The 14,024-nt window shown below is 39.2% G+C and carries 12 protein-coding genes; all 12 read left to right on the top strand.

Annotated features, from left to right (window positions below; translation table 11 throughout):
* Positions 1-184: 184 nt before the first annotated feature.
* The 12 genes from OOZ15_RS11680 (at position 185) to OOZ15_RS11625 (ending at position 14,006) form a co-directional block, all read left to right on the top strand.
* The gene (locus OOZ15_RS11680) at positions 185-1,306 is read left to right on the top strand and encodes a DUF4382 domain-containing protein (protein ID WP_265956591.1); all 1,122 of its coding nucleotides are present in this window, start codon (positions 185-187) and stop codon (positions 1,304-1,306) included.
* A 153-nt stretch (positions 1,307-1,459) separates the two neighbouring features.
* Entirely contained in the window at positions 1,460-2,461 is a 1,002-nt protein-coding gene (locus OOZ15_RS11675; protein ID WP_265956590.1) for an AAA family ATPase, read from the top strand.
* 90 nt (positions 2,462-2,551) lie between these two features.
* Entirely contained in the window at positions 2,552-3,418 is an 867-nt protein-coding gene (locus OOZ15_RS11670; protein ID WP_265956589.1) for a DUF58 domain-containing protein, read from the top strand.
* Between the two features lie 23 nt (positions 3,419-3,441).
* Positions 3,442-5,088 (top strand): BatD family protein, encoded by a 1,647-nt coding sequence (locus OOZ15_RS11665; protein WP_416337320.1) that lies wholly within the window; start codon positions 3,442-3,444, stop codon positions 5,086-5,088.
* A gap of 2 nt (positions 5,089-5,090) precedes the next feature.
* Positions 5,091-6,092, top strand: a complete 1,002-nt coding sequence (locus tag OOZ15_RS11660) for a vWA domain-containing protein (RefSeq protein WP_265956587.1) — start codon at positions 5,091-5,093, stop codon at positions 6,090-6,092.
* 3 nt (positions 6,093-6,095) lie between these two features.
* Positions 6,096-7,142, top strand: a complete 1,047-nt coding sequence (locus OOZ15_RS11655; RefSeq protein WP_265956586.1) for a VWA domain-containing protein — start codon at positions 6,096-6,098, stop codon at positions 7,140-7,142.
* Complete coding sequence (locus OOZ15_RS11650) at positions 7,132-8,076, top strand: tetratricopeptide repeat protein (protein WP_265956585.1); 945 nt, start codon at positions 7,132-7,134, stop codon at positions 8,074-8,076. The genes OOZ15_RS11655 and OOZ15_RS11650 overlap by 11 nt, the downstream gene beginning before the upstream one ends.
* Positions 8,077-8,079: 3 nt before the next feature.
* Complete coding sequence (locus OOZ15_RS11645; protein ID WP_265956584.1) at positions 8,080-9,870, top strand: BatD family protein; 1,791 nt, start codon at positions 8,080-8,082, stop codon at positions 9,868-9,870.
* Positions 9,867-10,706: a tetratricopeptide repeat protein gene (locus OOZ15_RS11640; protein WP_323053888.1), complete on the top strand. Its 840-nt coding sequence runs from the start codon at positions 9,867-9,869 to the stop codon at positions 10,704-10,706. Before OOZ15_RS11645 ends, OOZ15_RS11640 begins: the two co-directional genes overlap by 4 nt.
* Positions 10,707-11,035: 329 nt before the next feature.
* Entirely contained in the window at positions 11,036-11,272 is a 237-nt protein-coding gene (locus tag OOZ15_RS11635) for a hypothetical protein (protein WP_265956583.1), read from the top strand.
* A gap of 217 nt (positions 11,273-11,489) precedes the next feature.
* Positions 11,490-13,358 carry a SulP family inorganic anion transporter gene (locus tag OOZ15_RS11630; protein WP_265956582.1) on the top strand — a complete coding sequence of 623 codons (1,869 nt, stop codon included), beginning with the start codon at positions 11,490-11,492 and terminating at the stop codon, positions 13,356-13,358.
* A 12-nt stretch (positions 13,359-13,370) separates the two neighbouring features.
* Positions 13,371-14,006, top strand: coding sequence for a carbonic anhydrase family protein (locus OOZ15_RS11625; RefSeq protein WP_265956581.1), 636 nt, complete (start codon positions 13,371-13,373; stop codon positions 14,004-14,006).
* Positions 14,007-14,024 lie beyond the last annotated feature (18 nt).

Here is a 14,024-nt window from a genome sequence, read left to right as displayed (position 1 = left end):
TAATAATTATTAACACACGTTAACATCTAACACACCCTAAATCGGCGTACCTATTACACGACATTTTTTCTGTAATAATATCCTTACATAAAAAAAATATTTTTTTGGGGTAGGGTTTTTTTCAGCTGAAGTGTCTTATATGTATAATGTGTAATTAATTGAGTATTAACCTATAATTTTATTTATGGAAAAAGTATTTAAAAATTTGTCGACTAAATTATTAATGGCTTTTGTAGTATTATTTGCTACAACTAGCTGTAGTGACAATGACGATAATGGAATGCCTGCAGATGGAAATGCAAGGTTGGTTGTTAAACTTGTGGATGCCCCTGGGGATTACGAGGCTGTAAATGTTGACATTCAGGATGTCATGATCAATAGAGAAGGTGAAGCTGCCGAAGGAGAGGAAACTGATACTACCGGTGGATGGGAAAGCATAGGAGAAATCAACGCAGGGGTTTATGACCTGTTAGAACTTACAGGTGGAGCCAATGTGGTTTTAGCCGATAATCAACTACCTGCCGGAGAGATTGAACAAATCCGTTTGGTACTGGGAGAAAACAACTCAGTTGTGGTTGATGGTGAAGAAATTATGCTGAAAACCCCAAGTGCACAGCAATCCGGATTGAAAATCAATTTGGAAGATGCTATGTTGGAAGAAGGGTTCACTTACGAAATCATCCTTGATTTTGATGCTGATCAATCAGTTGTAGCTAAAGGAACCGGTGAATACAATCTAAAACCTGTAATTCGTGCCAGTACAGAAGTGAATTCAGGAATCATTACCGGATCAGTAAGTCCTGTAGGAGAATTCCAGGTGATGGCTTCTGTTATTAGTGGTGAGGATACTATTTCAAGTATTGCTGATGAAAGCGGTATTTATGCTTTGTATGGTGTTCCCGGAGGAACTTACGATTTGGTTTTAACTCCTGATGAAGAATCCGGTTATGCAGAGGCTGTTGTTGAAGGCGTTGAAGTTGTAAACGGTGAAATTACTGAAGTAGAAGCTGTTGAACTTCAAATGGCTGAAGCTGAAACAGGCGGAAGCATTACGGGAACAATTGCCAATCCTGAAGAAGGTATTATCGTAACTGCATCAGTAACTGTTGGAGAAGGTGAAGCAGCAACCGAAATAACTGCAGATGCAGATGAAGCAGGTGTATTTACCCTTGAAGGTGTTGCGGCCGGAACTTATACGGTAACTCTTACACCAGGAGAAGGATCGGCTTATGGAGTCAATACTGTAGCAGATGTGACAGTAGTGGATGGAGAGACCACAGATCTAGGGGATATTACCCTCGAATAAGTTAAAAAAACATAAAAAAACATTAAGAGTAGCCTAATCTGTAGGCTACTCTTCGTTTTTTAACCAATTGTTAACAGCATCAATCTAAATTAATTTTCAATTTGCGTCCTAAGATTGATGGTGTTATATTGATGCCTGAAAAAATTGACATAAATGGAGCAAAATACTACATTGGATATTAATGCGATTAATGAAAAAATAGAAAAAGAAAGTGCTTTCATAGATGCATTGACCATGGAAATGAACAAGGTGATTGTAGGTCAAAGGCACATGATAGAAAGATTGTTGATCGGCCTTTTGGGTCAAGGTCATATTTTGTTGGAAGGAGTACCGGGACTGGCCAAGACTTTAGCGATTAACACGCTGTCTAAAGCTGTTCATGGAAGCTTTAGTAGGATTCAGTTTACACCCGATCTCTTGCCTGCAGATGTAGTGGGGACGATGATATATAATATCAAGGAAAACGACTTCTCCATTAAAAAAGGACCTATTTTTGCCAATTTCGTTTTGGCAGATGAGATCAACAGGGCACCTGCCAAAGTACAATCGGCTTTGCTGGAAGCCATGCAGGAAAAACAAGTAACTATTGGCGACGAAACCTTTGTACTTGATAAACCTTTCTTGGTGATGGCTACACAAAACCCGGTAGAGCAGGAAGGAACCTATCCGCTTCCTGAAGCACAGGTAGACCGTTTTATGCTGAAAACCGTAATCGATTATCCGAAACTGGATGAAGAACAATTGATTATCCGTGCCAACCTCAAAGGCGAGTTCAATAAGGTGAACCAAGTAGTTTCACTGGACCAAATTTTGAAGGCTCAGGAGTCTGTCAGGGAGGTCTATATGGACGAAAAAATAGAAAAATATATTCTGGATATCATTTTTGCTACGCGATATCCCGAAAAATACAACCTGTCAGAGTTGAAACCGCTAATCAGCTTTGGAGCATCCCCAAGGGGAAGTATCAATTTAGCATCTGCAGCTAAGTGTTATGCTTTTATCAGAAGACGAGGGTATGTTATTCCGGAGGATGTAAGAGCCGTGGTACACGATGTATTGCGTCATAGGGTTGGAATTACTTATGAGGCCGAAGCAGAGAATATTACTTCAGAAGAGATCATTAACAAGATTGTTAATGAAATAGAAGTGCCTTAATCAGTTCGCAGTAAAGTGTATTGCTGGCGTTAAAATGCTAAGGAACACTTCATACCTGAACAATGAATACTGTAAACTGCATACTGGACTATGGATACTAAGGAGTTACTGAAAAAGGTTCGAAAGATAGAGATTAAAACCCGGAGATTGAGCGATCATATTTTTGGGGGAGAATACCATTCTACTTTTAAAGGCCGTGGAATGACCTTTAGTGAGGTGCGTAATTATCAATATGGTGACGATGTCAGGAATATTGATTGGAATGTGACAGCGCGTTATAACGAACCCTTTATAAAGGTATTTGAAGAAGAACGGGAGTTGACCATGATGTTGATGGTGGATGTGAGTGGCTCTGAACTTTTCGGTACCACCAATCAGTTTAAAAAAGAAATTATTACCGAAATATCGGCTACCTTGGCATTTTCAGCTATGCAGAACAATGACAAGATAGGCCTGATTTTGTTTTCAGATAAAATAGAACTCTACATTCCTCCCAAAAAGGGAAGATTCCACGTGTTAAGGATCATCAGGGAGCTTATTGAATTTCATCCGGAAAATAAAAATACGGATATTGCACAAGCACTTAAATTCTTATCGAGTGTGAGCAAGAAAAAAGTAATCACCTTTGTGTTGTCAGATTTTATGGCTGATGATTATGAACATACGCTTAAGATAGTGTCTAATAAGCATGATATTACCGGAATTCGTATCTACGATGAAAAGGAAGAAAACATTCCCAATATCGGATTTGTCCAAATGGAAGACGCTGAAACCGGGGAACTGATGTTGGTCAACACCAAGTCCAAGCGTTTGCGAAATCAATATGCGACACATTACAAAGATCGGGTGGACTACTTTCAAAATACGTTCCGAAAGAGTGGAGCCGGTACCTTGAGCAGTCGGGTAGATGAGAGTTATGTAAAAAAATTATTGGGATATTTCAAAAGAAGAAATTAATCGCTATGGGTTTAGGATTTGAGATGAAATATATAAAAGGCTTTAGGAGACTTCCGGCTTTGGACTTCCGATTTCGGTTTTTTCTAACGGCATTCTTTTTGTTTTTTTCCTTGGTCTCTTATAGTCAAGTAACGGCTTCTGCAGATACTACTGCCATCAAAATCGGCGAGCAGTTCACTTATGAAATACAAGTAGAGACCGATACGACCGCTCAGGTCATATTTCCGGAAGGGCAGACTTTTATGCCTTTGGAACTTGTGGAAGCACTACCTACTGATTCGGTGATCAACCAAGACAAACTCAACCTGATAAAAAAATATGCCTTGACGCAGTTTGACTCAGGGATCTATACATTGCCTCGACAACTGGTGGACATCAACGGAAAACAGTATTTTACCGATTCAATACAAGTTGAGGTTCGCACCGTAGCTGTTGATACCACTAAACAAAAGATGTACGAGATTAAATCACTGGCCGAAGTGGAAAAGAATTTAGGTAACTGGTGGAAATGGTTATTGTTTGCCATTGTTGTTCTAGCTGTGATCGGGGGGCTGTTGTATTGGTTTGTTTTTCGGGAAAAACCGCTTACCGAAGACGAAAAAATCGCATTGCTTCCTCCATACGACAGGGCGTTGATGGAATTAAAAAAACTGGACGAATCCAAATACCTGATAAAGTCGGAATACAAGGAGTATTATTCAGAATTGACCAATATTGTTCGATCTTATTTAGAAGAGGATGTTCACGTTTCTGCTTTGGAAAGTACTACGGAAGAATTGATAGTCAAAATGGAAGCTTTAAGGGATACCGGAAGCTTGAAGATCGACGATGATACCATTAAACAGTTCAAAAACGTCTTGCAAGCGGCCGATTTGGTGAAGTTTGCAAAATCGATTCCTGAAAATTCGTTAATTGACCGTGATCGAAAAACCGTCGAACAGATTGTTGTAAAAACCAAAGAAGCTCTACCCGAACCTACTGAAGAAGAACTGATGCAGCAGGAGGAATATGTAGAAGAACTCAAACAAAAAAAGAAGCAAAAACGAATAAAATATGCTATTGCTTCAGGTGTCGCTGTATTGCTCGTGGCCGGAGGGGTTAGTACCTATCTGTTTGGTTTCAGTAATGTGAAGGATACTGTTTTTGGGCATCCTGTAAAATCTTTGTTGGAAAAAGAATGGCTAGGAAGTGCTTATGGATATCCCGCCATATATCTCGAAACACCTGAAATTTTGAAACGGGAAACAGAAGTTGAAGACGGAGCCCATATTGGAACTGATAGCCATCAGGTGTTTTCCTATGGAAACATGTACAAAGGCTTTTTTATTCAGGTAAGTGCTTCGACCTATAAAAAAGAAGCCGATTTTGACGGTAAAAAAGCAATTGATGCTGCTGTGTCCCAAATAGAAGCTGCCGGAGCCAAGAATATGATTGTGAAAGATGAAGAGTTGGTAACCCCTACCGGAAAGAAAGGGTCGAAGGTGTTCGGGACGTTGAAAATTGAAGATCCGGAAGCTAAAAAAGAAAGAAATGCAGAATATGTGATATTGAGTTTTGTTCAAAACGGAGGTTTTCAGCAGGTAATCATGGTTTTTGATGAAGGTGACCGTTATGCAGACGAAATTGTAAACCGAATTACGAATTCTATTGATTTTAAAACAGAGAGCTAATCATGTTTGAAAATATACAATTTGCCAATCCACAATTTTTCTGGCTGCTGTTATTGCTGCCAGTAGCTATTGTTTGGTATATTTTTAAACGGAAAAAAGAAACGGCCTCTTTAAAAATATCGAGTATTAAAGGGTTTAAGGCATCATCTTCTGTATTGGCTAAACTAAAACCCGGACTTTTTGTTTTAAGGCTTTTGGCATTGGCAGCTTTGATAACTGCTATGGCGAGACCGCAAACCAGTGATGTTTCTACACGAACGAAAACAACACGCGGTATCGATATCGTGATAGCTATGGATGTTTCGTCCAGTATGTTGGCCCGTGATTTGAAACCCAACCGCTTGACCGCTTTGAAGAGAGTGGCTGCAGAGTTTGTAAAAGAAAGAGTAAGCGACCGTATCGGTCTGGTGGAATATTCAGCGGAAAGTTATACCAAAACCCCGATCACGAGTGATAAAGCCATTGTTTTAAGATCGCTGAGCGATATAAAGTACGGAGAGTTGGAAGATGGAACGGCAATCGGAATGGGCTTGGCTACTTCCGTAAACCGATTGAAAGACAGTAAGGCTAAGAGCAAAGTGATTATTTTGCTGACTGACGGGGTGAACAATTCCGGTTTTATAGAACCGCAAACAGCGGCAGAATTGGCCGTAGAGTATGGAATTAAAACTTACACCATAGGGATAGGGACAAATGGCATGGCATTGACACCTATTGCCTACAATCCCGATGGAAGTTTCCGCTACGGAATGCGCGAGGTGGAAATTGATGAACAGTTGCTACAAAACATTGCTGATAAAACCGGGGGAAAATATTTTAGGGCAACCAATAACAAAAAATTATCAGAAATTTACGGGGAAATCAATAAATTGGAAAAAACAGAAATCGAAGAACTTAAATATTACAACATTCAAGAGAAATTTCGGTTTTTTGCGTTGTTTGCAGTGGGATTGTTGATGTTTGAATATTTATTGAGGTATACGGTTTTTAGAAGTTTAGTATAGTCTATGTATGAATTAGATCAAAAAATATATTTCTACGTACTGGTTTTAATCCCGGTATTGTTGCTATTTTTCCTTGGGTTTAAGTTTTGGCAAAAAAGAGCCCGAAAAAAGTTTGCAACGCCCTTGTTGATGGATAAGTTGAGTCCGAACAGGTCGAGTTTAAAACCGGTGTTGAAGCTTATTTTGGCACTTTTGGCCATTGCTTGTTTGGCTGTCGCATTGGTGAATCCGAAGATTGGCACAAAATTGGAGACGGTAAAGCGTGAAGGGGTTGATATTGTCTTTGCCATTGATGTCTCTAAAAGTATGGCTGCTGAAGATATTGCGCCCAACCGATTGGAAAAAACGAAGCGTATTGTTTCAGAAATTATCAATAATTTGGCGAGCGACAGGATTGGGATCATTGCCTATGCCGGACAGGCACATCCGCAATTGCCTATAACAACCGATTATTCTGCTGCGAAAATGTTTTTGCAGAGTATGAATACCGATATGATGTCGTCGCAGGGAACGGCGATTAACGAGGCGATTGACATGGCGATCACTTATTATGACGATCAGGAGCAAACCAACAGAGTGCTGATTTTGATTTCTGATGGGGAAGATCATTCCAATATGGCAATAGAATCAGTAGAAAAAGCCAAAAAGGAAGGGATTAAAATATACACCATTGGTGTCGGAACCACAAAAGGCGGTCCTATCCCTATCAGGATCAATGGGGTTGTCGATTCATATAAAAAAGACAGGAACGGCGATGTGGTGATTACCAAACTCAACGAACAAATGTTAAACGGAATCGCTCAAGAAGGTAATGGATCGTACATAAGCGGAACGAATACGGAAGAAGTGGTCGATTTTGTAAAAGAAGAATTGGCCAACATGGATAAAATGGAGTTTGAATCGAAGCAGTTTGCCGATTTTAAAGACCAGTTTCAATGGTTTATAGGAGGAGCTATTCTGTTGCTGTTCCTCGATATTTTCCTCTTGGAAAGAAAAACAGGGTGGATTCAGCAATTGAATTTGTTTAATGAAGGAAAAAATGAAGAATAAGAAGCACATATCGATTAAGAATTTTATAAAAGGAAAAGCAATGGGAAGAAAGAGCTCCCGACGCTTTGGGATTTTATCTATTTTGCTGCTTTTTGCGTTTTTATCGGTAAAAGCACAGGAAAGTGACGGGGATAAGCAAAAAGAGAAAGCATTGTTGGAGTCGATCGACTTTACCTATGAAGGAAATAAAGAATTGACTGAAGACAACGATATTGTGGAAGCGGAAATGGCTTATCGAAAAGCCATCTCCAAAAGTTCAGAAAACGGGAAGGCAAAATACAACCTGGGGAATGTATATTACAACAATAATAGTATGGGAGAAGCTTTTATGCGTTATAAAGAAGCCGGACTTGCTTCAATTTCCAAAGAAGATAAACATAAGGCCTTTCACAATTTGGGGAATGTCTTTATGAAAAATAAGGAATATAAAAAAGCGGTAGAGGCGTACAAGGAAGCCTTGAGAAATATTCCTTCTGATGAAGAAACTCGGTATAATCTTGCTCTGGCTAAGGAAATGCTGAAAAAACAACAGGACGAACAAAAAAATAACGAGGATAAAAACAAGGATAAAAAAGACGATAAGGGAGATAAGGATCAGAATAAAGAAAATCAGGATGATCAGGATCAAAAACAGGACGAGGATTCTGAGAATAAAAAGGATGATGAAAACAAAGAAGGCGATAAAAAAGATGACCAAGGAGAGAATTCTGAAGATAAAAAGCAGGATCAAGGTGATCAAAACAAAAATAAGCAAGATCAGCAAAAACAAGAGGGAAAACCTCAAGGGCAACAGCAGCCTCGCCCTAATCAGTTATCACCACAGCAAATAAAGAATATTCTGGAGGCGATGAATAATGAAGAGAAAAAAGTTCAAGAAAAAGTAAACGCCAGAAAAGTAAAAGGAACGCCGATAAAATCTGAAAAAGATTGGTAAAAAATGAATGTTAAACTATTAATATTTACGTTTTTTATTTGTGTTTCCGGGATAGTATGGTCTCAGGAAGATGATGAAATACGGTTTGATGCCAAAGTAAGCAAAAACAAACTCGGTGTCAATGAGCGTTTGCGTATTGAATTTAACATGAACAAGGATGGCGATAATTTTGTACCGCCTGAATTTGAAGGGTTTCGGATTTTAATGGGTCCTAATCAATCCGTGAGCCATAGTTGGATAAATGGCAAAAGATCGTTTTCAAAATCGTATTCCTATGTGCTTTCTCCTTTGTCCAAAGGAAATTTCACGATCAAACAAGCAGCCGTAGAAATCGATGGTGAGACTTATAAAACCACTCCTGTAAACATTACGGTGACAGAGGCGGTAAACGATCCAAATGCTCCTCCTTCTGCTGATGATATTGCTGGAGAAAACCTGCATTTGGTAGCTGAGGTCTCAAATTCAAACCCATACCTGAATGAAGCAGTCAGTGTGGTTTACAAACTATATGTGAGTCCGCAAATCAATGTTTCCAATTTTCTTCCAAAAGACAATCCAACCTACAACAATTTTTGGTCGCAGGATATCAAAGTTTCCAGATATCAAGTGGAAACAGGCTTGTATAAAGGAAAACAATACCGTTATGTGGTTTTAAAACGGGTGGTGTTGTATCCTCAAAAAACCGGAAAGCTCGATCTAGAACCCTTGTCTTTGGATGTAACCGTGGATGTACCCACAGACAGAAGGGATATTTTCGGAGGACGACTGTATACACAAACCCATAAGGTGGTAACGGCCGGGAAAAGGACGATTACGGTAAAACCTTTGCCGGAGGAAGGAAAACCTGCCGGATTTACCGGGGCTGTTGGTCAATTCAATTTTGATGTCGTTACGTCAAAAACCGATTTGAAAGCAAACGAATCCTTAACAGCGAAGCTGCAAGTAAGCGGAAGCGGAAACCTTAAATTGTTTGAATTACCCAAGCTCACTTTGCCAAGTTCGTTGGAGGTGTACGAACCTGAATTTGAAGAAAAAATATCTACCTCATTGAAAGGAATGAATGGAAGGGTTTCGGATAATTATACCATTGTGCCACAATTCAAAGGGAAATACCCTATTCCGAGTGTGGTGTTCTCTTATTTTGATCCTAAAGCGGAAAAATATAAAACCCTGTCGTCACATCAAATGCTCGTCAATGTGTATGAAGGTCCGACAGGAGCGTCCGATGATGTGGCTTTATCGGGAAACAATGCGGTGGCTAAGCAACCTGTTTCCATCACCGGAAATCAATTTAGGTTTATCAAATTGGATACATCTTTGGTGCCGAAATCTGCTAGTATATTTTTTGGATCTACAGGATTCTACATACTTCTGTTGGTTCCGTTACTGTTAATTCCCATCGCCATCTTTACCGGGAAAAAGAGAACAGAAAGAGCCAATGATGTGGTAGGAAATAGAGTGAGAAAAGCCAATAGATTAGCTAAGAAATACTTGTCTGAGGCAAAACGAAACTTAGGGGATAAAGAAGCGTTTTACGAATCCCTGGAACGAGCATTACACAATTATTTGAAAGCGAAATTAAAGATCGTCACCTCTGAGTTCAGTAAAGAAAAGATAAGTGAATTACTCTTGTCTAAAAGTGTAGAAAAACATGTTGTAGATGAATTTATTTTACTGCTGGGAAGCTGTGAATTGGCGCGATATTCTCCAAGTACATCAGCAGAAATGAAGGAAGATTATAATAAGGCCGCCCAGGTTATTTCTTTAATTGACAAACAATTTAGTAAATCATGAAGCAAAGAGGTAAACTGTCTTGGAGCAATTCCGTCCCGATAGTTATCGGGATCAAACCTCACTTAGTGAATAAAATAGGTGGAAAAGCTGTTTTATGGGTCATAATGTTACTTTCGTTTGTTGGTTTTTCCCAAAATGAAGAACTTTTTAAAGAAGGAAACGACCTGTACAACAACGGGGAATATCAGGAAGCAGTAGAGAAGTATCTTCAGATATCAGAAAACGGACAGCATTCCGCAGCCTTATATTACAATTTGGGGAATGGATATTATAAACTGAATCAGATTGCGCCCAGTATCTATTATTACGAAAAAGCATTGTTGCTCAAGCCAAACGATGCTGATGTGAAGAACAACCTGCAGTTTGCAAAAAATATGACCATTGATGCTATTGAGGAATTGCCGCAAACAGGGATCGATAAAATAGTGAACAATATGCTCGGCACCTTTTCGTATGCTACATGGGGAGTGTTATCCATCGCGTTTATGATCTTGTTTGTGCTGGCATTTTTACTGTATTATTTTTCGAGTTATCACACCAAAAAGCGCCTTTATTTTGCACTGAGTATTCTCTGTGTTATTATAGCGCTGACAAGTTTAGGTTTTGCTTATCATCAGTATGGTGTAGCGCAAAAAAATAATCCAGCCATTATTTTTGCAGCAGAAACATCCGTGATGTCGGAACCCAATATGGGAAGTGGTGAAATTTTTCAATTGCATGAAGGAACTAAGGTAAATGTGCTTGATCAACTTGGGGAATGGAAAAAAATAAAACTGGATGACGGTAAGGTAGGTTGGTTGCCCTCCTCTGAACTGAAAGAAATAAAAGACTTTTAAAAAATACTTAGAATTCGTTTAAGCTTTTTTGATTGAAGTGAAAATTAACTATTTTGAGCCTGGTTGAAGACTTTTTTGAGTTGCATCCGCCTCAGGCGGACGGAAGGAGAACCTGCCTGCCGGCAGGCAGGAAAGGCAAAAAGCAGGCTCAAAAGAATAATTTTTTAACCAATTGGAAAAAGTTTAAACGAGTTCTTAACAAAAAAGTTGAATAAGTTGCCTTATATTTGAGGCTTCAAAAAAGAAATTGCTGGTATTTGAATACAAAACTTAAAATAACAACTTGTTTTTTTTTATTCTCTTTCTGCGCTTTTTTAATAGCTCCGTCTGTGATTACAGTTATTGAAAAAAATGCAGATATTTCCTATTTTTATAATGTAGCAGAGGAAGAAAAAAAAGATACCAGCACAGAATATAAGGATATAAAAGAACTTCCATATCCAAAGGATGCAAGTTTTTCACTTTCTGATATTTTAAATGAAAAAGAGGAAGCCCATTATTATATTCAATATAACTATGATCAATATATAGATGTAGTTATCCCCCCTCCCGAATACCGCATTTGATTTTAGCGGGTTAAAATTTTAAAACACACTTTAAATTTATTTTCAATCTGAATGATTTCCATGAATTTACCTATGTAAATTTGGGAAATAGGGAATGAATTACACTGTTTTCTATGTGTTTAGATCTTCAGATTGATTTTGATGGTATTCCTGAGAATATCATGGATAATTATCATTTAGACTAATTGCAACTTATACCAACAAAAAAAATTAACAAATGAAGAATCTATTTTCAAATATAAAAGGGGATGCCTTTGGAGGAATTACCGCCGGAATTGTAGCATTACCTTTAGCACTTGCCTTTGGGGTAAGTTCAGGCTTAGGACCTAGCGCCGGATTGTACGGTGCTATTTTTATCTGTTTTTTTGCTTCCATGCTTGGTGGGACGAACACCCAAATTTCAGGACCAACAGCACCGATGACAGCCGTGACTATGGTGATTGTGGCAGGCATCGTGGCCGCTAACGAAGGAGACGTAAACAAGGCATTGCCATACATTTTGGCCGTCTTCCTGTTGGCCGGTCTCATGCAAGTAAGCTTGGGAGCCCTGGGCTTAGGGAAGTACATACGTTACATTCCGTACCCGGTGGTGTCGGGCTTTATGACGGCCATTGGCCTTATCATTATTATCACGCAGGTATTGCCGATATTGGGCTATTATCCTAAAGAAGACACCGAATTTGTTAACGAATTTAAACCTCAGGCCGAAGAGGTTATTCTGGAAAATATCTTAAAAGAAGAAGCTGGGGAAGACATTTTGGTCTTGGAGGATTTCAAGGAGACCATTAACCGTGCCGATCAGGTTTCTGAAGCCGATATTTTAAAAGAATCTCAAACCTTGGCAGCCAATGAAGCTTCAGGTGTTATCGGCGCAGTTAAGATGATGCCTCGGGCGTTTCAAAATATCAATTGGTTAGAGCTTATTTTAGCCTTGGCCACTATCTTTATCATTTATGGTTTTAAGCGTATCACTACAGCAGTGCCAAGTACTTTGGTGGCACTTATTGTGGTATCGGGTGTGGCTTATGGCTTTGGCATGGGGTACCGCCCCATCGAGGAAATCCCTTCGGGATTACCCCTTCCCAAAATGGAAGTTTTTACCCAATTTAGTTTAAGTAGCATTACACCTTACATTTTTACGGCTTTGACTTTGGCATTGTTGGGTGCTATCGATTCGCTGTTAACAAGTGTAGTAGCCGATAATATGACCAAAACCAAGCACAAACCGAACAAGGAATTGGTTGGTCAGGGTATTGGTAACAGTATTGCGGCGTTTTTTGGTGGTATTCCCGGAGCTGGGGCAACCATTCGTACTGTTGTCAACATCCAATCTGGAGGAAAAACAAAATTGTCCGGTATGATTGCAGGGCTTCTGCTATTGGTCATTCTTCTGGCATTGGGCCCCGTTGCTTCTAAAATTCCTGCAGCCGTATTGGCCGGTATTTTGATAACGGTGGGTATTGGTGTAATGGATTATAAAGGGATTAAAGCCATTCCTAATTTACCAAGGGATGCCAAAATAGGGCCGTTTAAGGTTAGTGCCGAGGTAATTATTATGATTGTGGTGATGCTTTTGGCCACATTTTGGAACTTGGTATATGCCGTGGGTATAGGTTTGGTAATCGCCGCTTTGATGTTTATGAAAAAGATAGGGGATGAAACTGCTAAGCGTTCGGATGTAAAAGCTTTAAAACATGAAAAATACTGGGAAGATGAAAAGAATTTCCCGGAAAGATTAAAAGAAGAAGTTTTTATAAAACACATAAAGGGGCCATTGTTCTTTGGATCTACCAGTGATTTCCATAGTTTGGCCGGACAAATTCCAAAAACAGCCTCTGCAGTGATTATTCGTTTGGACAGAATGCAGTATATGGATCAGTCCGGTTTATATGCCATGGAAGATGTCTTGCAGGAACTTCAGAAAAAGAATGGCACGATCGTGTTGTTTGTTGGACTATTGGATCAACCACGCTATATGATGGAACGTATTGACATTATTCCTGATTTAATTTCAGAGAACCAAATATTTGACACTTTTAAAGAGTGTACAGATTGGATTAAAGAGAACATTAAAGATTCACATTAAAAAATCAATATTATGGCACATATAACAAAAGCATTAAATAAAACAGACCAATCATCTTTAACACCCAAGAGTGTTTTGGACGATTTGGTACAAAGCAATAAAAGATTTACAGAGAATAAGTTGAACACAACGGATAACAAAGCATTGGTAGAGCAAACTACCGGAGGACAATTTCCGAAGGCAGTTATTCTATCTTGCATAGATTCACGTGTTCCGGTAGAAACGGTTTTTGACCAAGCCATTGGTGACGTATTTGTTGCCCGCGTTGCAGGGAACTTTGAAAACACCGATATTTTAGGTAGCATGGAATATTCCTGTAAGGTAGCGGGTAGTAAGTTGGTGCTCGTGTTGGGGCATGAAAGTTGTGGTGCCGTAAGTGCGGCCTGCGATGGTGTTGAACTAGGTAATATTACGGCTATGTTGAACAACATTCAACCTGCAGTAACAAAATCTAAGACAGAGGTTTCAGGAGAGCACAACTCCAAAAACAAAACCTTTGTTGCCAAAACAGTAGAAAACAATGTGAAATTGACCATAGAACGCATCCGTGAAAAAAGCCCTATCCTCAAGGAAATGGAGGATGCCGGTGAAATAGCCATTGTTGGTGGCGTGTATATGCTTTCTACTGGAAAAGTGGAATTGCTGTAAAGAGAATCGAAAGTAAAA

Origin of the sequence: Galbibacter kalidii, assembly GCF_026241135.1 — a bacterium.
Lineage (GTDB): Bacteria > Bacteroidota > Bacteroidia > Flavobacteriales > Flavobacteriaceae > Galbibacter.
Note: the sequence above shows the minus strand (reverse complement) of the source record. Positions and strands in the feature narration are given on the sequence as shown.

Excerpts from the sequence above, each read along its gene's own strand:
- OOZ15_RS11660 (WP_265956587.1), top strand. The coding sequence starts at position 5,091 with ATGTTTGAAAATATACAATTTGCCAATCCACAATTTTTCTGGCTGCTG.
- OOZ15_RS11655 (WP_265956586.1), top strand. The coding sequence starts at position 6,096 with ATGTATGAATTAGATCAAAAAATATATTTCTACGTACTGGTTTTAATC.
- OOZ15_RS11645 (WP_265956584.1), top strand. The coding sequence starts at position 8,080 with ATGAATGTTAAACTATTAATATTTACGTTTTTTATTTGTGTTTCCGGG.
- OOZ15_RS11665 (WP_416337320.1), top strand. The coding sequence starts at position 3,442 with ATGAAATATATAAAAGGCTTTAGGAGACTTCCGGCTTTGGACTTCCGA.
- OOZ15_RS11650 (WP_265956585.1), top strand. The coding sequence starts at position 7,132 with ATGAAGAATAAGAAGCACATATCGATTAAGAATTTTATAAAAGGAAAA.
- OOZ15_RS11640 (WP_323053888.1), top strand. The coding sequence starts at position 9,867 with ATGAAGCAAAGAGGTAAACTGTCTTGGAGCAATTCCGTCCCGATAGTT.
- OOZ15_RS11625 (WP_265956581.1), top strand. The coding sequence starts at position 13,371 with ATGGCACATATAACAAAAGCATTAAATAAAACAGACCAATCATCTTTA.
- OOZ15_RS11680 (WP_265956591.1), top strand. The coding sequence starts at position 185 with ATGGAAAAAGTATTTAAAAATTTGTCGACTAAATTATTAATGGCTTTT.
- OOZ15_RS11670 (WP_265956589.1), top strand. The coding sequence starts at position 2,552 with ATGGATACTAAGGAGTTACTGAAAAAGGTTCGAAAGATAGAGATTAAA.
- OOZ15_RS11675 (WP_265956590.1), top strand. The coding sequence starts at position 1,460 with ATGGAGCAAAATACTACATTGGATATTAATGCGATTAATGAAAAAATA.
- OOZ15_RS11630 (WP_265956582.1), top strand. The coding sequence starts at position 11,490 with ATGAAGAATCTATTTTCAAATATAAAAGGGGATGCCTTTGGAGGAATT.